The organism is Lacticaseibacillus pantheris DSM 15945 = JCM 12539 = NBRC 106106, assembly GCF_001591865.1.
Taxonomy (GTDB): domain Bacteria; phylum Bacillota; class Bacilli; order Lactobacillales; family Lactobacillaceae; genus Lacticaseibacillus; species Lacticaseibacillus pantheris.
Window position 1 is genome coordinate 1 of sequence record NZ_BCVS01000027.1, and the last position, 24,231, is coordinate 24,231.

The 24,231-nt window shown below is 53.5% G+C and carries 20 protein-coding genes and 1 other annotated feature; of the genes, 5 read left to right on the plus strand and 15 right to left on the minus strand.

Annotation, left to right across the window (positions count from 1 at the left end):
* Positions 1-229: 229 nt before the first annotated feature.
* From LPA02S_RS04455 to comA, 7 genes are all read right to left on the minus strand, one after another.
* A complete protein-coding gene (locus LPA02S_RS04455; protein WP_082405327.1) occupies positions 230-580 on the minus strand; it encodes a helix-turn-helix domain-containing protein in 351 nt (116 codons plus the stop codon).
* 99 nt (positions 581-679) lie between these two features.
* Positions 680-2,326, minus strand: coding sequence for a phosphoenolpyruvate carboxykinase (ATP) (locus LPA02S_RS04460; RefSeq protein WP_054649382.1), 1,647 nt, complete (start codon positions 2,324-2,326; stop codon positions 680-682).
* 206 nt (positions 2,327-2,532) lie between these two features.
* A complete protein-coding gene (locus LPA02S_RS04465) occupies positions 2,533-4,761 on the minus strand; it encodes an LPXTG cell wall anchor domain-containing protein (RefSeq protein ID WP_056956633.1) in 2,229 nt (742 codons plus the stop codon).
* Positions 4,762-5,190: 429 nt separating this feature from the next.
* On the minus strand, positions 5,191-5,499 hold the full coding sequence (locus tag LPA02S_RS04470; protein ID WP_054649376.1) for a hypothetical protein: 309 nt from the start codon (positions 5,497-5,499) through the stop codon (positions 5,191-5,193).
* 194 nt (positions 5,500-5,693) lie between these two features.
* Complete coding sequence (locus LPA02S_RS04475) at positions 5,694-6,611, minus strand: DMT family transporter (protein WP_056956634.1); 918 nt, start codon at positions 6,609-6,611, stop codon at positions 5,694-5,696.
* A gap of 123 nt (positions 6,612-6,734) precedes the next feature.
* Positions 6,735-7,385 (minus strand): histidine phosphatase family protein, encoded by a 651-nt coding sequence (locus tag LPA02S_RS04480; RefSeq protein WP_054649374.1) that lies wholly within the window; start codon positions 7,383-7,385, stop codon positions 6,735-6,737.
* A 12-nt stretch (positions 7,386-7,397) separates the two neighbouring features.
* On the minus strand, positions 7,398-8,150 hold the full coding sequence (gene comA, locus LPA02S_RS04485) for a phosphosulfolactate synthase (RefSeq protein ID WP_054649372.1): 753 nt from the start codon (positions 8,148-8,150) through the stop codon (positions 7,398-7,400).
* An 886-nt stretch (positions 8,151-9,036) separates the two neighbouring features.
* Here comA and LPA02S_RS04490 point away from each other — a divergent pair.
* The 3 genes from LPA02S_RS04490 to LPA02S_RS04500 all read left to right on the plus strand — a co-directional run bounded on the left by LPA02S_RS04490 (position 9,037) and on the right by LPA02S_RS04500 (position 12,625).
* Positions 9,037-10,479: an MFS transporter gene (locus LPA02S_RS04490; protein ID WP_056956662.1), complete on the plus strand. Its 1,443-nt coding sequence runs from the start codon at positions 9,037-9,039 to the stop codon at positions 10,477-10,479.
* Between the two features lie 283 nt (positions 10,480-10,762).
* A complete protein-coding gene (locus LPA02S_RS04495) occupies positions 10,763-12,211 on the plus strand; it encodes an amino acid permease (protein ID WP_056956635.1) in 1,449 nt (482 codons plus the stop codon).
* A gap of 141 nt (positions 12,212-12,352) precedes the next feature.
* The gene (locus LPA02S_RS04500) at positions 12,353-12,625 is read left to right on the plus strand and encodes a type II toxin-antitoxin system RelB/DinJ family antitoxin (protein WP_054649370.1); all 273 of its coding nucleotides are present in this window, start codon (positions 12,353-12,355) and stop codon (positions 12,623-12,625) included.
* Between the two features lie 235 nt (positions 12,626-12,860).
* Here LPA02S_RS04500 and LPA02S_RS04505 read toward each other — a convergent pair whose 3' ends face one another.
* The 7 genes from LPA02S_RS04505 to LPA02S_RS04530 all read right to left on the minus strand — a co-directional run bounded on the left by LPA02S_RS04505 (position 12,861) and on the right by LPA02S_RS04530 (position 20,529).
* Positions 12,861-14,738 (minus strand): Ig-like domain-containing protein, encoded by a 1,878-nt coding sequence (locus LPA02S_RS04505; protein ID WP_056956636.1) that lies wholly within the window; start codon positions 14,736-14,738, stop codon positions 12,861-12,863.
* Between the two features lie 582 nt (positions 14,739-15,320).
* Complete coding sequence (locus tag LPA02S_RS04510; protein ID WP_054649362.1) at positions 15,321-15,854, minus strand: hypothetical protein; 534 nt, start codon at positions 15,852-15,854, stop codon at positions 15,321-15,323.
* A 39-nt stretch (positions 15,855-15,893) separates the two neighbouring features.
* The gene (locus tag LPA02S_RS04515; RefSeq protein WP_056956637.1) at positions 15,894-16,928 is read right to left on the minus strand and encodes a mucin-binding protein; all 1,035 of its coding nucleotides are present in this window, start codon (positions 16,926-16,928) and stop codon (positions 15,894-15,896) included.
* An 817-nt stretch (positions 16,929-17,745) separates the two neighbouring features.
* Positions 17,746-17,871, minus strand: a complete 126-nt coding sequence (locus LPA02S_RS11920) for a putative holin-like toxin (RefSeq protein WP_369689331.1) — start codon at positions 17,869-17,871, stop codon at positions 17,746-17,748.
* Between the two features lie 334 nt (positions 17,872-18,205).
* A complete protein-coding gene (locus tag LPA02S_RS04520) occupies positions 18,206-19,012 on the minus strand; it encodes a transporter substrate-binding domain-containing protein (RefSeq protein WP_054649359.1) in 807 nt (268 codons plus the stop codon).
* Positions 19,013-19,060: 48 nt separating this feature from the next.
* A complete protein-coding gene (locus tag LPA02S_RS04525) occupies positions 19,061-19,807 on the minus strand; it encodes an amino acid ABC transporter ATP-binding protein (protein WP_056956638.1) in 747 nt (248 codons plus the stop codon).
* A 17-nt stretch (positions 19,808-19,824) separates the two neighbouring features.
* A complete protein-coding gene (locus LPA02S_RS04530) occupies positions 19,825-20,529 on the minus strand; it encodes an amino acid ABC transporter permease (RefSeq protein ID WP_225350225.1) in 705 nt (234 codons plus the stop codon).
* Positions 20,530-20,633: 104 nt separating this feature from the next.
* Positions 20,634-20,862: a binding site (T-box leader), on the minus strand.
* A 407-nt stretch (positions 20,863-21,269) separates the two neighbouring features.
* Between LPA02S_RS04530 and LPA02S_RS04535 the strand changes: the two genes are divergently transcribed.
* The gene (locus LPA02S_RS04535) at positions 21,270-21,635 is read left to right on the plus strand and encodes a hypothetical protein (RefSeq protein ID WP_056956639.1); all 366 of its coding nucleotides are present in this window, start codon (positions 21,270-21,272) and stop codon (positions 21,633-21,635) included.
* A 223-nt stretch (positions 21,636-21,858) separates the two neighbouring features.
* On the plus strand, positions 21,859-22,458 hold the full coding sequence (locus tag LPA02S_RS11640; protein ID WP_156302042.1) for a hypothetical protein: 600 nt from the start codon (positions 21,859-21,861) through the stop codon (positions 22,456-22,458).
* Here LPA02S_RS11640 and LPA02S_RS04540 read toward each other — a convergent pair.
* A complete protein-coding gene (locus tag LPA02S_RS04540; protein ID WP_056956640.1) occupies positions 22,412-23,590 on the minus strand; it encodes an MFS transporter in 1,179 nt (392 codons plus the stop codon). The genes LPA02S_RS11640 and LPA02S_RS04540 overlap by 47 nt on opposite strands.
* Positions 23,591-24,231: the final 641 nt, after the last annotated feature.

Below are 24,231 nucleotides of genomic sequence, written 5' to 3' on the forward strand. Positions count from 1 at the left end.
GAAAAACACTCAATCTCAATTATCTGCCGCTGTAACTCGCTAACGCTCGAACAGCGCTCCGGGGTCGTAGCAACCACGTCTACAGGCACGACGCCTCCACTCCCAACCCCGTCCGCATGTTCCCGTTACATTGCATAGTCACTAAATAGCCACCGTCACTAGTAGCGGGTACATTAAAAAAGAGCAAGCCTTTCTACAATTACGGACTCACTCTCTGTCGAATTTTCAATTAGCAAAGCATCACAAATTGCACAAGAATATTTTGTGTATTGTTCGACCAACATCGCAAAATTTTGCACAACTCACGTAAACTCAACCTTAAGTTTTTCCCCAAAGCAAATGCAATTTTGCTCATCGTATCAAAACTCGTATTATGCCCATGTTCAATCCGGGCTATTGTTGATTGTAGCACACCGGCCCGTTCTGCCAGTTCGCGTTGGGTTAATCCAGCACGTTCACGCTCCTTCAGCACCACAACTGCGATTTCAAGTTTGGCCGACTCTGCGTTAAACCCAGCCATAAATTCATGATTTTTAAGCTGCTGAGAGAGATAGTCATCAAAACTAATGTTCTTAACCATGGCGAATGTCTCCAAAAAAATCATCGTCTAATGACATTATCTGCCCTAGACGCGGCATGCAAAACGGGCGACTACGAAACATATTCCCGGAAAATCACTTTACAATTCCGCCAACACCCCACGCAACACTTCAGCCGCGTCCTTTGGCAGCTGGTTGTACCCATCCATGGCACTATCCTGCTGTTCCACAAAGTCGAGGCGTGCCTGCAACCGCGCCTGCAACGACTGACTGTATTTGGCATCGGCAAAGTCGACCGGATAGCCGTCAACGGGCAGGTACTGCATCCCCGCCAGCGTACCAAAGTCGCGCCATTCCCCCGTGCCGTTGACCACCTGCTCGATGGATCCCAACGTCACGGCTGGCGTCACCTTTGTTGAACCGTAATAGCCAGTGTTCAGTACGTAACATGCTGTCCCCCGGTCGTTGAAGAGTGCCTTAAAGTCCGCGTAGTCCTCCGCCAGTGGGTAACAACGGAATGGATTCGCAAACGGCTCAATGACCAGCTGGTTCCGGTCAATTTTGCCCACCAAGTTCTCCGCGGTGGAACGCTTCGTCGCCAACGTCAGGCCGAAGACCGCCGCGAGCGCCGGGTCGGTAATCCGCAAAATTGGCGGCAGCGTCTCGTCCTTCATGATCCAGAAGATCGCGTCCAGCGGCTCCGCGAGGTGGTCAACCCTGTTCGGGGTCATGTAGCGGGATTTGACGGCCCGCCCGTTATTATTACGCAATTCCTGCGTCACAATCACCTTTTGCCCGTCCTCATCCAGGGTCACACCCACATTCTGGCAGGTGAGAAAGTACCGCACCGCATCGTCATCCGTGTGGTAATCCGCCGTTTTGTCAAAGTACGCCGGCTCCAGTGCGGTGGTCGTACCGCGTGCTTGATTAATCACAAAGGCATCGTCGTGCAGGATTTTCACCCGGTACTTATCCCCATGCTTGGCAAAGGTAATGGTGGATTTCCCCGAGCCTGACAGCCCATACGCGGCCATCGTAAATTTATGGTCACCTAGATCGTACTGCTTCATACCACCATGACAAGCCACGAAACCGTTGCGGTGGGCGGTTGCCCAGGCTAGGGTTAAGGTCGCCTTTTTGAGTTCACCAAAGTACCGGAGTCCCAGCACCGCGGCCACGTTGTGCTCGGGGTCGAATAGTGCCAGTCCGTTCGGGAAGTCAGGGTGGCTCCACTCCGGATCCGCATACAGGTAGATATCATTCTCTGGTAACGAGGCCGAGTCCGCATACTGGGCCAATGCCGCTTTGGTCGCAATCTGAAAGTTCAGCAGGTAGGAATAGAGGTTGGGGGCCGAACGGTGGTTCAAGCAAAGGTGGGCACGGACCGCAAATTCGTTGCTCAGGCCGACCACTACGTCACCACGGTCAAAGTGCCGACTGGTGCCATCAAAGAGGGCCTCGCGCAAAATACCGGCGTAGTAATCCGCGTCGATACCCGGCTGCCCGATAATACGGCGAGCCGCCGCGGTGCGCCCCACTACTTTGCCGTCATTCGACACCAGCAATTTAGCGTCGGCTGGCAGCCCGAGGTCAGCCGCGTGGGCCACCGGCATGTCGGTAACCACTACGCCCGGCGTTGCGGCCGCATTCTGGTAGGCCGTCGCGAGGCCCGCCACCGGGGTAACGTTGTTGCCGTAAAACGCGGTCTCCACCATTACCTTGAAGTTCGAAAACAGGCGGTTGTCCGGCCCAATCGCCCCACGCACAAATCGTTCAGTCGTGGTCATATCAATGCCCCCATTACTCTTGTCCTGGCTGCAGTTACTACCCTTAATTCTAGTTTAGACGGTAAATGTATGCGCTGTCAATCGTGTGGCTGATAATTAATGTGCAAAGTTACCGAGTCCCATTCGTCCCGTCGTTATCCACCAAAAACGGGGCCGCTAAACTGCGTGCCCCGCTTACAGTATCCCATTTGTTCACTTATCCACTATTATGCACGCGGACGACGGCGGAAACCGAGCAATGCACAAGTCGCCATGCACATCATCCCCAAAGCTACCCACACTGTGGCTTGTTCATCCCCTGTTTGTGGTAGTGTCCGTTCCTTGGTCGCAGTGTTACTGGCCATGCGCTCCACCGTTGGGCCACCCGTGGTTGGCTCACCATTCTGGGGCGTGACCGACGAAGCTGCCGCTGCAAGCCGCTCCGGCGTGCCAGCTGGCGTGGCCGTATCTTTATCCGTGTTTTCCTGACCGGGCAGCTCCTCAACCGCTTCTTCCTCCACTACTTCGTACACGTGGGGATCCGTAGTCGGCAATACACCCGGTTGCATATTGTTGTAATAATCCTCACGCGTCACCGTGAGTGCGGTCGCATCAACCTGCGTCCGGAGTCGCGGTCCTGTCGTTGGTACCTCACCTGGTTGCATGAAATTGTAGTAGTTATCACGCGTCACGCTCGTCGCCTGCGGGTCCACTTGGGCCCGCACCTGGGGATTGGTGGTGGATAACTCGCCCGGTCGCGTGTAATCGTAGTAGTAGTCCGCCGTCACGCTTGTGGCAGTCGCGTCAACTTTGGTCCGAACTTGCGGATCAGTCTCTGGCAACTTGCTCGCCTGCATAAAGTTATAGTAGTCGCCGGGTTTCACGCTTGTCGCTGCACCTACCTGGGTCCGTGTTTGTGGACTCTCAGTGGATAACTCACCCTGTTGTGTGTTGTCGTAGTAGTCGTCTGCCGTGACTTTGATTGCTCCTGGTATCTGAACGCGGCGCTGTACGTCGGTCGTTGGTAATTCCCCCGCCTGCATGTAGTTGTAGTAATCATCGCGCGTCACACTCGTTGCCGCCCCTACCTGTGTCCGTGTTTGCGGAGTCGTGGTGGGCAACTCACCCGGCTGTGTGTTGTCGTAATAGTCATCCGCCGTGACTTTGACCGCTTCCGGAACCTGGGTACGGTGCTGCGGATTGGTCATCGGCAACTCGCCTGGTTGCATATAGTTGTAATAATCATCCCGCGCCACGCTTGTCGCCGTCGCGTCGACTTGCGTCCGTACCTGCGGAGCCGTGGTCGGCAACTTGTGTTCGTAATAGTCATCCAAGGTGACACTCACGGCGTCAGGTACCGTCACCCGAGTTTGCGGATCCGTATTGGTCTCTGCACCTGGCTGCATGTAGTTGTAGTAGTCGTCCGCGCCGACGCTCAATGCTTCAGGGACGGCCGTCCGTACCTGCGGGTCAGTGGTGGGCAACTTGTGCTCATAGTAGTCACTGGCCTTAACACTCACCGCGTCTGGCACTAGGGTCCGTACCTGTGGATCCGTGGTGGGCAGTTTGTGCTCGTAGTAGTCTTCCACACTGACACTGAGTGCACCGGGCACCGCCACCCGTGTCTGCGGGTCGGTATCAGTTTCCGCGCCCGCCTGCGTGTAATCATAGTAGTCGCCAATAGTAACTGACGCCGCGGAGCCAGTGCTTACCCGACTCTGGGCCGCATAAACTAGGTCGAACTCACCACTCATGGTGATGCCCACCCGACCGTTTTTATAGAGGTAGTCGTCCACGTAGGCAAGTAAATCGGCCATCGTCGCTCCATCATCCAAATCGGCGAGCCATTCAGTCAAAGTGGCCTTGTCACCGCTGCGCGTAAATTGCGCCGTCGACTGGTCGTAGTCCAAGGGCAGGCCGGCAACCGTTTCCCGTGGCGCCGCAATGCCGTCGCCATCAGGGCCAACGGAAGTCCGCACGTTCTCGTCTTTACGGAGACTACGACCGTTCTCGTCACTATATTCATACGTGACACGGTAACTCTTTTCTTGCTGCCGACCGTCCGTGCTCCCCAAAGCTTTGGTCGTTGGCGAACCATACTGAACTACGTCTGTATCCCCAGCCCCACTGTCCGTACCGGCTGGTGCTGCGGACGAGACGGCTGGTGACGTCACACCACTATCGGAACTGACCGCGGTACTGGCCGCAGCACTGGTGGCCGAACTCGCGAGCGCAACGGTATTGGTGACTTCGGCAGCGTTACTGGTTGCCGTAACGCTAGGCGTGGCCTCCGTACTGTCAACCGTGTCTGCGCGAACAACACCACCGCCAATTGCCAGGCCACACGCAACTGCTGCGGCCGTGGCACACCACCGACAACCATCCTTATATAACTTAACCCGACGTATAATGGACGTCAGCACCACTTTGTTACCCCGTTGATTTGTCTGCTTCATCAATTAATCCCTCCGTCATTATGACCGCAGAATCGCGGTTAATTGCTATTAATATCACGACTATACGGACATCATAGCGTGGGTAGTTCAGGGCCACAAACAACCGAATTTATAAATGCGGCTGGGAAATTACTTGTATAAAAGTATTGATACGCCTGGGATGAATAAAATGACGTTTAGGAGTTGGCAACAAAGTTCTATCAACATTATTTCTGCATGAAATAACAAACATCCTGTATTTAATTGCAAACGGCTCACCGCGCGGATTTATGGTATTAACACAATTTTTTTGCAGTATTAACCAATCTTTCCGCCACCGGTCAAAAACTGCAATAACTCGTTGCATTCTCGGGACAGTGCCGACCGTGACCATATAAAAAGCTCCCCAACCCGCCATTGCGGTGTTGAGGAGCCCAATTTACGTATTCGCTAAGCCACAAGTTCTGGCTTGGCATCCTTAGCGGCAATTTTCCGCACTTCATAAGCCGTTTCGGGTACGCCATCATGACGGAGCACCGTCATAAACTTGCGTACGTTGAACGACTTACCGTCAGGATCAATCAACATCAGGTGGTCGTGCGCCGCGTTCCACTCCCAGGTACCCATATCCTTCAAATCTGGGTGGTTCGCCGGGTCCAGGTCCACCTGGTCGTAGAATTCAATCCGCACAAACACCGCGTCCGGTTCATCCGCCGCGTTGTTCAAAAATGCTTTTGCTTCCGTTTCGTCTTTTGCCATCGTTATCAGCCTCCACTGAGTTTTAACGCCGTCCCGTGCCGTGGAACGCAAAGTTGGCGCGAGTTGCTCAGTCGAAGCTGGGAGGTATGCTTGGTCGTCGCTTCACCACGGTGAAAGGACTTACACCCTTAATGGTAGTCATCCCCCGGCGAAAGTCAATTACGTTGAGTGGCACCATCCCCAAAGCTGCACATTTATCGTTCTACTTTGGTGGCCTGACGCGCCGGCAGCGCCTGGAGAACCGTCGTTAGTAAGATGAGCACGCCACCGACAATCTCGGCCCCGGCCAACTTTGTACCGAGAAACAGCACCGTGGTAACCGTCGCCGTCAACGGTTCAAACGCGCTCAGCATTCCCGTCGTGCTGGCCGGAATGTACGCCAGGCTCTTGAGATATAGCAGGTAGGCGAATAGCGTCCCAAAGACGATGATGAACGCAATTGCGGCCACGCCCACCCAACCTAGGTGCGGCATGCCCGTGACGCCTAACACCGGCCACAGTGGTACGCCACCAATCAGCATCGCCCAGCCGACGACCTGTGTCTCGTCGTAGCGCCGGAGTAACTGCCGCGGCAACAACGTGTAGCTTGCCTGGCTCACACCCGCGAGTACACCCCACAGCACGGCGGCCGGGGCCAGTGCGAGTGACGTCAGCCGCCCCTGCGTCACTAAGAGGTACGTACCCACCAGTGCGACGACAATGGAAACCACGTCGACGCGGCGGGGCCACTGCCTGCTCGCGAGCGCTAAGTAGATGATGATAAATAGCGGTCCCAGGAATTGGAGAACGGTCGCCGTGGCGGCGTTGCCGTAACTCACCGCGAGAAAATAAGTGAGTTGCGACGGCATCATGCCGCAGATAGCAAAGACGACCAGTAAAAACGCATCGTGGCGGTTACGCCAGATACTGAAAACACCGGTGCCGCGGCGCACGGCGGTGTAACCCAATAGGAGCAATCCTGCTCCCAATAAGCGCACACCCACCAACCATAATGGCTGCACGTGCAGGTTGGCGAACAAAAATTGGGCGACCGCACCCGACAACCCCCAGAACATTGTCCCAACGATAACGCTGGCAAAACCCCGACCGCGACTACTAGTTGTAATTGACATAGACGTGCTGACCCCACCAATCTCGATTTAAAATTTACATTATTTGAATGCAACTAATCACCAGTATACAAGAAAAAGGCCGCGAATTACGCATTCACGACCCCAATTTCTACATAACTTTGGTTACAAAATCGATACGTTGCCCTCGTTCAGGTCCACCTGGTCGAGGTACGCCGTCTGGTTGTAAACGTCTAGGGCAAAGCCACCGTCATGGGGCGCCACAATCGACGTGGACAGGTTCTTGAGGCCTAGCAGGTGCTCGTTACCCGTCAGTTCCTTAATACCGAGTTGGTTAATGCCACCGTGGCTAAAAATCAGAACGTTATCGTCAGGCCCCATCGTGGCGGCAATAAGGCGAACGGCATCCGCAAAACGGCGGCGGGCCACGTTAAAGTCCTCCACACCAATTGCAGACAGGCCAGGATCATTTTCGCGGCGGGACATTTTGCGGAACAAGTCTAGGTGCTGCGCCACCAACTCGTCGCGAGTCCGCCCCTCCCACTGACCAAAGGAAATTTCCGTTAACCCCGCGACTGGTTGAACGGTCAGGTGACTTTGCTGCAGGTAGCCGGTGACAATCCGACCGGTGTGCATAGACCGTTCAAGCGGACTCGAATACGCCGCTTTGAACTGGTACTGATCAAGATACTGCGCCAACTGGCGATACTGGATGAGGTCATCGGTCAACAACGGGCTATCGGCGCCTGCGCCTTGCAGCCGCTTGGCCAAATTCCACGCAGTCTTGCCGTGCCGGATGATAAAGATACGTTTCATGCTTTCCCCTACCTAAACTTTGCCAACCGTGTCGGCCCGCAACCCGCGACGTAACGTCTCCACGGATGTGACCTCATCGTAAGCAATGTTACCCAGGTTAACCTGAGTGCCATACTTCAAAATCAACGCGACCTGCTGGTTCTTCAGCGGGGCCTCAAAGATGAGTTGGTCGGTGCCATTAGCAGCCAACGCATCAAGTTCATCGTCAATAATGTTACCGTTAGCGTCGTAAATACCGATATTCTTGCCGGCCTCACGCGCTTCTAGGATGACGTAATGCGCGCCGTGGTTCAAATCACTATTAATCAGATCCAACCGTTCATCCACGGTTAGCTCATGGTCCAGTTCCGGATTCTTTTTCCCCACTTCAGAAATCACGAAGAAGCCCGCCTCACGCGCTTTGCTGATTAACTCGTCCCGGGTTGTAGCCCCCATTTGGGTGGAACCGTCACTAACCTCGACACCTTTGAACCCCAGCGCCTTGGTCTCCACCAAAAACTGGTCGTAATGACCGTTCATGGCGGCTACTTCCAGGAGGGTACCACCAGGGTAAGGCATAATCCCCGCGGCGTCGTACTTTGCGGTCTTGGCGGCAATCAGGTCGCGGTTCATCGTCGCGGCGGTTCCCCAGCCAAATTTGGCAAAGCTGATGTAGTCTCCGGCCGTGGCCAACAGGTCGTCAACCGCGTTGAGACCGAGCCCCTTATCGAGCATCATGGTCTTACCCTGCGGTTGCGCCTGATTCATAAAATCGTATGCCAACATGTTGTAATGTCCCCTTTTCCCCGTCAATGGTTAATAGCAACATTATAAAACTGTTAGGTCCGATAAATGTGAACAAAGTGTGGTTTTTTCAGTTGGCGGTTCTGGCCGGCGGGGGTGATGTGGCGTGCTACGACTTTGTGGGCCGCTCCGCGGTGACCGCTGCTATTGGCTGGCCGTACTGGCGTGGTGGTTCCGGGTGAGCGGCTGGTCCCCGCGACCTCCACCACCACGCCAGTACAACCAACGGTAACTGTTCACCGTTCCAAGTTCAATCATCTCCGCGTCCCTCAAAACGACACGACCAATAATGAATTCTAACCGCTTGGGAGACCATCCCAAAACGGATTGGGATCATATCCAACCATCCTCAACAACAGAAATAGTCGAAATTGTAGCTGACCAAGTTTTGGGCGAGTTTCCACTTCTCATAAAAAGACGATGGTAATGTTTCACTGGTAATGCATGCCGTCATCGAACTATCGGGAACCCGTGGGTGAGCTTTGGGACGGAGGCGTCGTGTCCGGAAACGTAGTTGCTGCGACCCCGAAGCGCCCTAGGAACGAAGTGACGTAGGGCGGCAAAGTTTATAGACCGAATGTTTTTCTCGGGCTATAAACTTCGTGGGAGGCCGGAACGGCCGGAGCGTGCGGATGTAGCAATCTACGGCGTAGGGCACGTAAGCCGCAGTCCCAAAGCCCACCCGCGGGTTCGAAACCACCACCGCAGCAACCTGCGCTGTATGGACCAAAATCCACCGGTGTTGCACGTTGCTTATGGTCGGATTAGCGGTAATATGTATAGGTGTGAATATTTTCAGAAAGAGGCTTCTATCGTGTCCAAACGCAACGTGCTCATCGTCACCATTGCTTTGCTACTGTCCAACGCCATGAGTGGGTTGGATTCTACCATTATTAATACGGCCCTCCCCTCCATCATCGCGGATCTCCACGGGATTGAGTTGATGGGCTGGATTGTCGCCATCTTCTTGCTGGGTACCGCCGTCAGCACCCTTGTCTGGAGTAAATTGGGCGAGCATATCGGTAACAAGCGCAGCTACCAGCTCGCCGCCCTTTTCTTTGTCCTCGGTTCATTTCTCCAGGGTCTGTCGCCGAACATCCTGTTTCTCATCATCACGCGCGCTATCGCCGGCCTCGGTAACGGCGGCATGATTTCTTTGCCCTACATAATTTACGCCGAGTTGTACAAACAGCCACGCAAACGGATGCAAGCCCTCGGCTTTGTGTCCGCCAGCTACAGCATGGCCACCATTATCGGCCCGCTAGTGGGTGGCTACATCGTTGACGCGTTCACCTGGCACTGGGTCTTCTACATTAACGTCCCCATCGGCCTCCTATCAGCTTCGCTAGTCCAAGCGTTCTACCGCCTACCCCGTCCGCAAGCAAAGGTGCAACAGAAAATCGACTACCTCGGCGGCAGCCTCATGGCCATTGGCATTATTGCCATGCTCGGCGGTATCGAACTCATTGGCGTGACCAGCTGGTGGTTAGTCGCACTGATTTGGGTAATGGCCGCGGCCGCCATTACGACGCTGATCCACGTGGAAAATCGCGCGGCGGACCCCATCATCCCCAACCGTCTGTTCCGCAACCGCGCCCTCGTAACCGACTTTGCCCTATTCACCATCATCTGGGGCGCGTTCATGGCGTTCCTCACCTACAGTCCCATGTGGGCGCAAGGTATTATCGGCACCAGCGCCCTCATTGGTGGGGCCACGCAGATTCCTAGCTCGTTCACCGATTTCTTCGGGTCGGAGTCAGTCGCGCCGTTGCGCCGATACCTCTCGCCGCACCGTGTCATCGGTCTGGGCATCATCACGTTGACGCTGGCCTTCGTGATGATGGCGCTGATGGGGATTCACGCTCCATATTGGCTGATCTTAGTGGCTGGCGCGTTCGAGGGCTTCGGCAACGGCGCGTGCTTTAACGAGCTACAGGCCAAAGTCCAGCAAGACGCCGAGCGCCAGGACGTCCCCGCCGCCACTTCGTTTAGCTACCTCATCCGGATGCTCAGCCAGACGTTCACCGCCGCAATCTACGGCATCATCATGAACGCCGCGCTCCGTTCCGGGGTAGCCCAATCTGGTGGTAAAATCACCATGGCGATGCTGAACAAGCTGAGTGATGCTGCCAGTGTGGGCGACCTGCCGCGCCGGTTGCTACCGGCGATGCGCGTGATTTTACATCACGGATTGCACAACATTATGTTGTTGGCACTGGGGCTGATGATTGTGGCCCTGGTGATCAACGTTTTCGCGGAGCGGCGTGAACGCATTTCGGCACCAGCCGGCATCACCCATGAAGCAGAATAACCGTTAATTTGAGTTACTAGCCGTACGCTTAACCGTGCGGCTATTTTACTGCCGCCACAAATTGCACCATGTTTTTGCGCATTCCGTCCCCTTTGCCCAAAGTTGCGCAATCAGTACAGCCGACATAACACCCGTTATAACGGCAATTGTACGCCTAAATTAGAATAAACCCATGAACTTCTTAGCATGTTGAAGGCGGTTTCTCGCCGAAATAATTGATCATCCCCGTATACTGAAATTAAGGCAATATTAACTTATATTCAGCAAAGGATAGGTGAACAACATGGCGGATAACAAAAAGCAGTTACGCTGGTTTAACGTTGCCCTGATTGCGTTTGTGGCGGTCTGGGGCCTGGGTAACGTCGTCAACAACTACGCCCAACAAGGCCTATCGGTGGTCGTTTCGTGGATTCTGATTATGCTGCTCTACTTTGTACCGTACGCCCTGATTGTCGGGCAACTGGGTTCAGCCTTCAAGGACGAAAATGGTGGTGTGTCCTCATGGATTAAACGCACGTCCACTAAGCGCCTAGCGTACTACGCCGCGTGGACCTACTGGGTGGTCCACGTGCCGTACCTGGCGCAGAAACCGCAGGGGATTCTCATCTCCCTGTCGTGGCTGTTCAAGGGTAACGGTTCGTTCGTCAACACCGTCAGCTCGATGACGGTCGCACTCATTTGTCTGGCCCTCTTCCTGGCGTTCTTGTGGCTGTCCGCGCGCGGGCTCACCACTTTGAACCGCATCGGCTCCGTGGCCGGGACGGCGATGTTCATCATGTCCATCCTGTTTATCATTTTGGCGGTCTCCGCCCCGATGATGACCAAAGGCGCGCACATAGCCACTCCCCGGATGGACGAACTCAGTACTTACATGCCGAAGTTCAACCTGAACTACTTCACCACCATCTCGATGCTGGTCTTCGCCGTTGGTGGTGCGGAAAAGATTTCGCCGTACGTTAACAACACCAAGCACGCCTCCCGCGAGTTCCCACTGGGGATGCTGGTGCTGGCCGGCATGGTGGCCCTTTGTGCCATCCTGGGGTCGTTCGGGATGGGGATGCTGTTTAACTCCAACCACATTCCCCAAGACCTGATGGCCAACGGGGCGTATGAAGCCTTTGCCAAGCTGGGTGGTTACTACCACGTCGGCAACGTCTTCGTCATTCTCTACTCCATTGCCCAAGCGATGGCTCAGATTTCGGCGCTGGCGTTCTCCATTGACGCACCGCTGAAAATCATGCTGGGTGACGCCGACCCCGAATTCATTCCGCGGAAACTGGCCAAGTTGAACAAGCGCGGTACGCCAATCAACGGGTACTACCTGACGGGAATCCTGGTCAGCATCATCATCGTGCTACCTGCATTCAACATGGGCAACATGAACCAACTGTACAACTGGTTGCTGAACCTGAATTCAGTCGTGATGCCGCTGCGGTACTTGTGGGTGTTCCTAGCGTTCATCTTCCTCAGCCACCACATCGACAAGTACCAGTCGGACTACATGTTCATTAAGCATAAAACCACCGGGATGATTGTTGGTGGCTGGTGCTTCTTCTTCACCGCCTTTGCCTGCATTATGGGGATGGTGCCGAAGATTAACATGGCAGCCGACCCCGGCCAGTGGTGGTTCCAGCTGGCGCTGAACGTCGTCACCCCACTGATTCTGATTGCACTTGGGTTGATCCTGCCGCTGATTGCACGGCGGAACAACCGGGACTTGACGCGGGTTTAATGAAAGGTAGCAAAACAAATGCCGTCCCGAGTTACGGGGCGACATTTTTTTGCGCAGCTTGCTTCGTGGCCGCACTTATTCGAACGACATTGCCATCAATAGTGTAATAGAGAGCAGTTAACAACAATTGAGGTAAACGAAATGACCACTAAGGATGCAACCATTTGTGTACGGGTGGATAAAGAACTGAAGGAAAGTGTGCAAAGAGATCTCGATGCGCTGGGCCTCGACATGAGCACATTAATAACGATGACTTTAAAGGCCGTAGAACGAGAACATACTATACCGTTCAAGGTTGAGCTCGGACCCACCCTGGAGCTAAAACAAGCAATTGCTGACGTGGAATCTGGCAAAACAGTTGGACCAATGGGCTTTGACGATTACTTGAGGAAAGTGGATAGCTATGAAAATTGATTAAAGGCCGGGATCTGATAGATGAATTAAACGACTTCTGAAAAAACCTTTTTAAATTATGGTGGCCTGGTCATCTTGCTTACTGCTACCGGTCCACACGACGCCCTATACAAATAATGCCGTACACTCGTACCCATCAAACTTAGTGGGAAGAACGTACGGCACTTTTTTATATACCTGAATCAAAGCATTTTCAGTCAATATTACAGATTAAACTAGTCATCTCACTTATCAGTCAGCCCTTCGCTATTCCCAACGTATTGTCGCTATTACACCCAACAGGCAACGTATAGTTAAGCAGTACACCAATTGTGTCTCCCACAGTAATACCACTTTGTCCATGATCTTGATACCACATTAAGTCATCTACATTACTAGAATGAATCAATCCCAATGCGTGCCCTAACTCATGCTGGAATAGCTCCAGAAGGTTATCATAGCCCGCCTGAGTGCCGATTTCATCGAGATTCGTTCTAATTATTACCGGTTCAATATACAGCATCGTATCGTAGGAAAATTTATCCGAGGTTACGCCCATATGTCCTACCAAGATTGGGTTGGTATTATCTCCCTCCTCAAAGAACAAGGTAGCTGCATTATCTTCGTCAGCGGGCACAAACTGTACAGTGCTGCCTACGTTTTTCAAAGCTTCATTCCAACTCGCAATCGCAGCAATCGCTAAATCCTGCTGTGCATAACTTGTCCCATCCTGGACCACTAGATCCGTTAAATTTGAATCAATTGAGTAATAAATGGTATTGCTGGCAAAACGGAAGCCGGTAAACGGACATACGTCCGCATAATTTATTCCTCCCGCACTAAGTAGCGTCTTAATATCATCACTAGTTAGCACTGACACGACATCAGCTTGATTCACCGCTATAGGCAAACTACCCACATCAGCCAACATTACCGTAAACTCGTGTGTATCACTGAATTGATTGCCGAATGTATCAGTTGCAGTGCCAGTAATTTTAGCGATTCCCGGCGCCTGAGCCCTCACCAGACCGCTGCTATCCACTGTGGCGACAAAGGAATTATCGGAAGCCCAAGTTATACTCGCAAATGTTCCGTGCAGAGGAGTTACCTGTGCCTGCATGACTTTAGTTTGTCCAGCTGCCATATCGTAGTCATCTGATGTAAACGTAAAATCGGTTAAGGATTGCTCGTTCACCACATTAACTAATAAGGTGGCCGACAAACCGTTCGCCGTTATTGCTGTAATGGTTGTCGTGCCTAAACTAATGGGGGTCAATTCGCCATCGGAAGAAATGCTTGCCACTCCGTCATTGCTTGATGACCATGTCAGAGATAAATCGGTCGCATTCTCTGGCATAATCTGCACTGCCAGTTTCTGGTTAGTTCCTGGTTGCACATCAACTTGTGATTGCGAAAAACTAATACTCGTCGGTTCGATGGCAGGTAACACCGTATAATCAAAGTGTCCGGTCCAATAGTTTACCTCATTTTTTTGACGGGCAACATAACTAATAGTGGTGGTACCGGCATTCATGGCATGCACAACCCCATTTGCATAAATCGTAGCGACCTCAGTATTACTAGATTGCCACGTGATTGTTTCGTTATTGGCATCTGCGGGAGTGAGCTTGTAAGTCAATTGTTCCTGCTCACCCGGCCGAATATTCCCTTGGTAGTGCACGTTAATCCCAGTCATTGGCACAGTGTCATTAACACTAACCGAATACAGCAGCTCTCCAGTCCAATAATTACTTACACCAGCCTGAGTCACCTTATAGCTTACCGTTGCCTGGCCAGGACTATGTGTAGTAACCAAACCGTTTTCGTCGACTGTTAATACGTTTTCGTCACTTGAAGTCCAGGTGATTTGGAAATTATTTGCGTTTGTGGGACTCAATGTGTATATGATCTGGTTAGTATCACCCACAAAAAGCGTTCCATTATAATGTACCGATACTCCTGTTATCGGGACGGTATCTGCTGCACCCATATTTGAACTGGCATATCCCTGCGCCGATACTAATGACCCATGCGATTCTGTACCCTGAACATGGTTACTATTCTGAAATGATACCCCAACACACATCGATAAAAAGGCTAACAACAAAAATAATTTCGATCTTACATTTTTCATTTGCAAATCCTCCGTCATAAACTAGTAGGGTAAATGCAGATAATGTAATCGATTACATTTTAATTATAATTTGCTGGATCCCAAAAACGCAATCATTAACAATTGATTTTAGTCCGTGGGCTCAAAGTATTGCCCCAAAATCTCATAAAAAAAATGATAAGAACACTTACACAATGACGCCCCCTAAGCTACCATCCTAGGGGGCGTCATTTTATGGTTCGTAATTAGACATTATTTTTGCTTTATCGAGACTATTTATAAACAGCATCGTGTGTGCCGGTTACAACAAAGCATGTAGGCCAATACCTCGATCGTGCTTCTTGAACAACCTTTTAAGTTGGCAATCTTAAACCAGAACGGGGTCAACCCTCATCATAGCCGTCAACCTCTTTGAGATAATCTTCAATGCTGCCATGATGAACAACATTACCCGACTCCACTGCTGCGATGGCCTTATCCAATTCCGTTGGCATTTTAACGCTCCCCTTCCGCCACAATTATTTCGCCGACACCACAACAAAGACGCCCCCCGGCCATCATTTCAGCCTAGGGGGCGTTACTTTGTGGATCCGCACCTACGGATTACTCCTCCAGTGCGTGTCCATTAATCGCGACGATATGCCGCGTTTGTTGCTGTGGCGTGTGGTCAAAGACTACGAACTGCCAGGCTTTGGCGGGGAGGAATTGGCGCTCCGGTTGGAGGCGGGCCTGTACGGCTTCCGTAAAGCTGGCGAATGTTTTATTCAACACCAGCTTGGCATGAACCATCAGCCGCGCTACCCAAATATCCTGCTTAGCATCGTACGATACCCCAACCACGCCACTGTAATTGCTAGTGCGGAGCCGGTGGTACGTAGCGTTGTCCCGGACAAAGTGGGTCCCAGATTCGCGCCAAATTTGCTTTTGCTGAGCCAGACGTGCGCGGGAATTTTCTCGTGCCAGGCACCCGCAACTACGCGTGACACCGTGGCGTAAATTATACCCGTTAACATTGGTCTGGTTGCCACAATCGCATTGGCATAGCCACTTTGCGTTTCCGCTTGCCGCCGTCCCCTCACGTCGAAGCACTACTAGCCGTACGAAACGTTGACCAGTTAAATCAATCATCTGGGACATGTTGCTTCACCTCAATCTCTTCGTTGCGTTTGCTACAGCCTACTGGTCGTCGTCCTTACGCTTCTTGCCGGCGAGACCGAACAGTCCAAGCATACCAACCATGCCGAGTCCCAGTGCCGAGAGTAAGTTAGTCTGGTCGTCACCCGTTTGTGGTAACGTCCGCTTTGCTCCACCCGTGCTTGGCAGCGTCCGCGTCGTGGTCGACGTGGTGGTTGCCGCTGGCTTCTGGGCCGTTGGTGCGGCATAGGCTGCTGGTGCTGGCGTTGTCGTCACTGGCTTAGCCGGTGTTGCTGGCTTAGTCGTGCTGTCACCACCAGTAGATGGCAACGTCCGCTGTTGGTGCTTCAGCGTAACCGTCAGGGTCTGAACCGCGGTATCGTCGTGGTCAAAGGTAGCGTTGAGCGTGCCGTCGTTAATCAGCGTGTACCCGTCAGCCGTCAGCGCAGTGATAGCCGCAGCCACACCACTGTGGTCGATGGCAGTACCGCTATTACCGGTCAAAGTCATGGTCTGGACAACGTTTTCGTCCTGATCCACAAAGTTGATGTTGGGCGTCTGCTTGTTGGCAGTGTAGGTGACGGAAATGGAACCATTACCGCCAGGAACTGACGTGTTCGAGGCCGATGGATCTGGCGTGTAACCCGGAATGTCCGGTACAGTGATTGGGTCACCTGTCGTACCAGTTTCGTCGACCGGCGTCGTCCCTAGAATTGGGTTGCCGTCTGTTCCTTCTGGTACGACGGTGTAGCCATGCGTGTTAGCCGTGTAGGTGAACTCAGCCGTGTAACTACCATTGCCGCTACCATTGCCGCTACCATTGCCGCTACCATCGTCGGCCGCAAAGTCGCTCAGGTTGGTATCCGCAGCAGTCACGCTCGCTGGCGTCACATCGGTGGTCAGCGACCTTGGCTTGTTGACCTGCGTGGTTACGTCGTACTCTTTGTGAGTTGCGGCGTAGTCCGTATCGGTCGTGTCCGTGCGAGCCCGGCTCGTGGTAGCGATGGTGAACACAGCGTGGTCGGCCGCTACCTGCAATCGCTGTCTGGCCGAATTTTTTTCGGTACGCGTACCCAAGGCTGACTACTACGATACGTCAGATGCCCGCCGTTTTGCGATAACGGCGGGCATCTTGGCGTACAACGAATGCGGATGGGTGTGGCGCGCGGCGCAGTTGAACGGAGAAATGACGCGATAGGACACAGGACATATTTTACGATATGCGCAATTGTGGACGTGAACACCGCCAGAACGGGATCCGTCGTCACCACACGAATAGGGACGCAGCGCATATTGTTCTTGCGCAGTGCTATGCCTCTGTGACAGCGATTAGCGACACTTTTGCGCATATCTCAAAATATGTCCTGTACCTAATACGCACTTAGGGGTACTTTGCTGGCGCGCACCGGCCGGGACCGGAAGGATAATGCAAGCAAGAATTGCGACTTTTGCCCACCCATAATTTACTGTGCTACTTTCCTGGCCGGAATCGTTGCCTCATAGTTGAAAGGGATGTTAGCATAAATGTGCAGGGTGGCCGTGCGCTAACACGGACCCTACAGCCGCTAATGCAGTAGCAAGTTACGACAAAAAGAGCTATTCCCGTTTACTCGCCAAAGCTTCGGGGGATAGCTCTCTTTTTTTAACGCTTGTTAGCGTTAATGATGGTTAGGCACAATACTGCAACATAAATTTGCAGTCTCTGCTGCCAGTGACACCGACCATGCTGTTAGCCGCCCGGAATTATTGTCGGGGGCCCGCGGATGGTGTTATTATGTATATGTAAAGAGGCCGCGCGCAAACACGGCCCCTACAGCCGCTAATGCGGTAGCCAGTTACGAGAAAAAGAGCTATCCCCGTACCTTGCCAAAGTTTCGGGGGATAGCTCTCTTTTTTAACGCTTGTTAGCGTTAATGATGGTTATGCACAATACTGTGAACATAATCATCAGCGAGAGCGACTGGTAAACAGTCATTACTGTATGCCTTCCGTTAGTTTTGTCCATCAGTATCATAGACATCACCTCCGTACTGATATACAGCTACCGCCTTTAACTTCTGCATGTTCTAGCCTATCAAGGGTGAATACGTTGTGGACAGTTAAAATACAGAGCGTTCGTTCAAACTTGTTTTGCGGGCCCAAACCCAAATGCGGATGCCCCGCTCCTCATACCGTGTAAAATTAGCGCATTAATGGCTCCTAAAAATCAATTTATCGCAAAAATTGCTCACTCTGGTTGCATTTTTGCCCCGCGAACAAAACGCGCCCAAAAAGGCCGCATCCCCGCAGCACCCACACTGGTCACCCAGTATCGGTACGCCGCAGGGTTGCGGCCCTTCTTGTGCACTCACCAGCTACTTCGTGATGTCCGTACCAAAGTACTTCGTGGACAGCTTCTTCAACGTTCCGTCCTTATTCAGCGCCTTAATCGCGCTGTTCACACGCTTCTGGAGGTTCTTATCCTTCTTATCCAGCAACGCCGAAACCTTAGCGGGCTTGACCTCACTGTTCTTCAACACCGTTGCCTTCAACCCCTTGGTGGCGTTGTCCTGCTTGTAGGCGTACCACGTTGGCGTCGAGTTGATGGTACCATCCGCACGGCCCTGCTTAATCATCTGCAAAGTCGTCGCAAATTCGCCGTTCCAGGTAATGTTGGCCCCGGCCTTCTTGGCCACGTCCGCGTTGTCGGTCCCGGTACCCTCGACCAGCTTCTTGCCCTTGACACTCTTGAGCGTGGTCAGCTTGCTGCCCGACTTGGTGATCAACGCGTACCGACTGTAAACGTACGGGGTGCTGAACGCGTAGGCCTTCCGTCTTTCTGGGGTCGGCGTCACGTCGTTCAGGACGGTATCAAACTTGCCGCTACCCAAGCCGGCAATTAGCGAGTCCCACTTGGTCGGCACAAAGTTCGCCTTCACGCCCAGTTTCTTGGCAATCGCTTTACCCAGGTCCACCTCGAACCCGGTCAACTTGCCGTCTTTGCGGTACGACCAGGGCTTGTAGGTTCCCTCGAGTCCGATGGTCAACTCACCTTTGTGCACCAGCTCGCTCTTGTAGTTGCTGGCGGCGTGGGTGGTGCCGGTCTGACCAAAGGTGGCCAACGTGAGCGCGCCCGCTACCGTGGCGGTCACAACGGCAATCTTCTTCCAGTTAAACTTCATAATTGAATCCCCCTCAGGATAATTTACTTCTATAATAACGCAACGACATTAATCCAGCGTGGCAAAGGTCATCGCGGACACAAAGTTGCGGATGCGCTCGTTGTCGGTGTGGAAAAATTCGTCGCTAGTACCGTCAAACCGAATTTGACCGTCCTCCACGAACAGAATCTTGTCCGCCACCTTCTGTGCAAACGCCATGTTATGCGTCACGATGATCATCGACTGTTCCTCCCGCGCGATTTGCAGGAGTACCTTCAGGACTTCCAACTCCAGCTCTGGGTCCAGCGCGCTGGTCGGCTCGTCGAGAAAGATGTATTCCGGCCGCATCGCCAGGCTGCGGGCAATCGCCACCCGCTGGGCCTGGCCCCCGGACAGGGAGCTCGGGTAGACGTCAGCTTTGTCCGCCAGGCCGACTTTGCCCAGCAGCTCCTGGGCGTGGTCGGTGGCGGCGGCCCTGTCCTGCTTGAGGACGTGCACCGGCCCCTCGATGAGGTTTTGCAGCACGGTCAGGTGCGGAAACAGGTTGAACTGCTGGAACACCATCTCCGTCCGCCGCCGCACGTCGAGCACCGTCGCGTCACTAATCGGCTGGCTGTAATCGATGTGCGTTTGGTCAAAGTCGAACTGGCCCCGTTCCGGCCGCTCCAGGAGGTTGAGACTCCGTAACAAAGTGGACTTCCCCGACCCGGACGGCCCGAGAATCACGGTCGTCTGGTGCTCCGGAAACTCGGCGGAGATGTCCTGCAACGCGTGGTGTTCCGCAAACTGCTTATCAAGATGCTCTATCTTAATCATGGGTCATCATCCCCTCCCTAGTTGGTCGTTGTGACGTACCGCGACGTCCATTTTTCCAGGTAATGCTGCACCCAGGCAAGCAGGGTACAGGCAATCGCGTAGTAGACGGCGACCAGCGTGTACATCACCAGCGGTTGGTAGTTGGCGGCGGCAATCTGTTGGCTCACCTCGAACATCTCGACGATGGTAATCGAGGCGGCCAGCGACGTGTCTTTGACCAGGCTGATGAAACTGTTAGCCAAAGGTGGCAGGGACACGCGCAACGCCTGCGGAATGATGATACGACGGAGGGCCATGCTGCGGGTCATCCCGATGGTTGCGGCGGCCTCCCACTGGCCGTTGGGAATTGACTGAATCGCGCCACGGATGGTCTCGCTACAGTAGGCCCCTGTGTTCAGAGTGAAGGTCAGAATGCCGGCTATCACCGGATCCATCTGGATGCCGTGGGGAAAGACCCCTTTGATTTTCAAGTACGGCAGACCGAAGAACACGATGAACAACTGGACCAGTAGCGGGGTGCTCCGGAAGAGCCACACGTAGAAGTTACAGATCCACTTCACGATGTTGAACAGGCCGCCGCGTTGTGAAATCCGCGCCAACGCCGTGAGCAGCGCGAGCACCAACCCCAGGATAAACGAAATAATGGCGATGGGAAGCGTGTACTTGAAGCCCGCAGCTAGTAGCTGTGGGGTCGAACTCGTAATAATATGCCAAAGATTCACTTCATTGCCTCCTCTGGGACGCCGGCTAGACATCCGGAATTTAGTTGTGGCGTACCGGGCGTGGAGCTGCGATATAAAAACACCCCGTCCCGTCCGCTATCACGGACAAGGGCGGAGTGTCGCTCCACGGTACCACCTTGTTTCGGGACACATGCGTCCCCTTTCGCCACGAACATGGCTACGCCCGGTAACGGGAGCCCCCGCCACGACTTTGCATTGCTCAGCCGCGGTCAGTGTCCGGGACCATCTTCACCAGCGTCCGCCACCGACTCGCACCAACCGTCGGCTCTCTGTAGGCAGGACACTAGCTACTCATCCCATCGTACACAACTACAATCAATTATGAAGTTTATGTTAGCGCCTGGTGAGACACTTGTCAATTGTTAGTTAGTTGGATGCGGTGTGGCGGCAGCGTAGGCCGGGACGGTGAACTGCGGCGTGTGGGGTGCTCCGCGGTAATAGGGCCAGCCACTAGCAGCGGCCACCGTGGAGCGGTCCACAAAGTCGCAGTAACCCACGGCACTCCCAGCAGCCAGAACCGCCACCTGCGACCACCAAACTCATAGCTGACGCCGAATTGCCATGGATATTCGACAGAATTGCTCGTTATCCACGACACTTTTACGATATACTTTTGTTATTAAATTCCGTTTTTGATTGGTTACTAACCACCCGTGCATCCCAGCCCGGTATCATGTCCACACCAACATTATTATGATCAACCACGAGGCAAGCGTATTATGCAAAAAAACAATGCATTCACCATAGTAGCCGCCACTTTGGGCCGGATCCTGGCGCTAGTTATTCCCACGATGTTTCTCAGTGCCATCCTGATTGGCGGTCAGTGGTTCAACCAACCTTTGGGGGTACTATGGCTGGCCATGTTTCTGGAAGTATTATTGGTCGCGATATCCCTGACCCAGGCCCGATATAACCAATTGCGCTACACTGGGCAAATTATGGTGTTGATTACCCTGGGCATCAGCATTACCGGACTGGGTATGACCCTCTTTTTCGTCACCATGCCCGTCCAAATTGCGGGTAGCATTATCATGTTGCGGCCGCGGCCAAGCATATCCAGTCCTACCCGGTCAACAAAAAAATGACGGTGGCACAGAACATACGCACCATGAGCGTAACGGCTTTACGCGCGAGAAGCCCTGGCTACAGCAGCTCAACCAAGGTCTCATCGACGAGCCCCACCCACCTTACTTTTTATACCAAAATACCGATCGCATTCTAGCCCTTATCCCCATCGAAATGGTGGCACTCATCTTCGTTGTAATAACCGTCGGTGTCCGCACTCAGGGACACCGTCAGCCGCACGCCATGCGGGACATGACTATCAGCCTGGCCATCGTCTTCGTAATGGTATGCGTAATCATACTACTAGTATGGGCGATTGTGCACGCCACCGGCAAGCCCCGGGTGAGTTTAACCGCATCCGGAATCACTTACCAGCATTTTGGCAACGTCACAACCGCGTCGTGGTCGGATATCACCCACTTTGAGCTACGCACAGTACCGGATTACAACTATGGTAGCCGCTCCCTCTACATTGTTTGCGTCCGTAATCCCGCTCAATACGGTTTGCGGGCAACAACGCGTTCTGCACGCAGTCAAAAACGCGCCCGTTTTTGGGTTGGCCAGCGTCCGCAGTATTATCAGGCCGAACTGCCGGGCACCATTCTCGTCATCCCGCTCAGATCACTCGGTGTTGAACCACAAAGGTTTAGCCAACTGGTCACCCAATGCTGGCAAAAGTTCGTGACTACCGCGGGAGTGCGCGACCACGACCACAATAGCGTGGGGACGCCCACCCAGGCTGATGATGACCATCAGCAACACCGTTCCCCAACAGCAGCCCGCATGGACCGCTACATCACCTGCCACCACGTCTTTGCCCCACGGCCCAGACGGCCACGATGACGCTCATCACGACGCCGAGCCCTGCAAAGGTAGCGTTGAAACCCCAGCGGCTGATACCCCAGCCGACAACCGGGAAGAGCACCACCATCACAACGGAAAACAGCATACTGGCCACGGATAGCAAAGTTGCCCGCTGTCCATCCGGAATCATGGCGTTGTAGTACGTGTTGAACAACGGGTAAATGACCGCGTCCACCGTTTGGCCCACCAGGTAGAGGGCGACCATCACGGGGACAATGTGGACCCCCGCGCCCAGTAGTGCCACGACCATGAGGAGCGTCATCCCCAGCAAGAGCGCAAACCGCCCGATACGCCGCTGAATCCACGGTAGCAACTGCATCCCGACCACCGCTAACAACGACCCCGTCAACATTAATCCGCTAATCATCGGACTACTCCAGTGGTGCGTCGTCATAACGTTCTGGAAGTAATAATAGTACGCGGTCGCTACCGCACTCAGGCTTGCGTCGAGTACCATCAGGTTGCGCAACGCCGGCTGCGTGCGCAGTACGTGACCAGCCGCCCGAACGATGGTGACTACGGTCTGTCGGGGCGCCGCGTCTTTGCCGGTCGCGCTCCGGCCAGCAGGCGTGCGCAAACTCGCTACGCATAGTAACCCCACGAGGGCGAGCAGTATCTGAATGCGGTACACCCAACTGAAGTGCCAGTGCACGAAGATGCCGGCAACAATCACGCCCGCCGTCGCCGCAATTTCGCTTAACGAGCCCATCATGCTGGTTGCCCGGGCATACTGCGCCTCGCGGGTGGCCGGAGCCAGCGACTCGTACACCAGCGCTTCCAGCGTGCCAGATTGGAGGTTGTACGACCACGCACTCACCACAAAGCTGACGGCAAACCACCACCAGCTTTGCCCCACCAGCATCAGTACCGCACTAGCAATGGTGGTTATCCTACTGGCAAAGAGCACGGTCTTGTAGCTGAACCGGTCGGCCAGCACTCCCGACGGCACCTCAAACAAAAAGCTCGCCACGTGGAAGATACTCTCACATAACCCAATTTGTACGAGTGACAGGCCCTGCTGCCCAAGATAAATTACCCACAAGTTGGTGATACCAAACCACGACACAAAGGTGTATACATACGCGCTGATAATATTCCGTTGTTTAATCATATAATTGTCCTCACTGTGAGGACTCTAAACGTACCCCGAACGTTCTGTGGGTACCAAAAAAGGCGGACGCATTAGCGACCACCCCCAACCGCGCTCCGCGAGTACGGTTTATTAGAGTCGTTAACGTCTAGTTACTCAATGTTGCGCTAAAAAAGTGCGCACTGGTCCACTTAGACGTCAAAATGTAAATAATTGCATTTTTTTGCTGTAACCAGTTCAACATTGAGCTAGACATGCCGACCCCTCCGTTCATAATTTATAGATAGAATACCATTTCACGGTGGACCGCGCCACCATTAATCGGAAATTGAAGCCATACATAGTAAGGGGTTAGTCGGTTTCGAACGCGCGGGTGGGCCTTGGGACTGCGGCTTACGTGCCCTACGCCGTGGTTGCTTCGGTAGCGGTCGACGGCAGCGTTGGCCGGGCTGATGAGCTAACAACGTCTCTGGGCATGACACCTTCGTTTCAAAACGCACCCGCGGGATTCCGAATGTTCTTGCCGTTAAGATGTTAGATGTGGACCAAATCATTCATAAATCCGTTCGCAACTGTGGTTCTGTACGGTAGGGTGCGGCTCCGACCGACCCCGTACCGATCAACATCTACCGTTGGTCGTACTGGCGTGGTGGTGGAGGTTG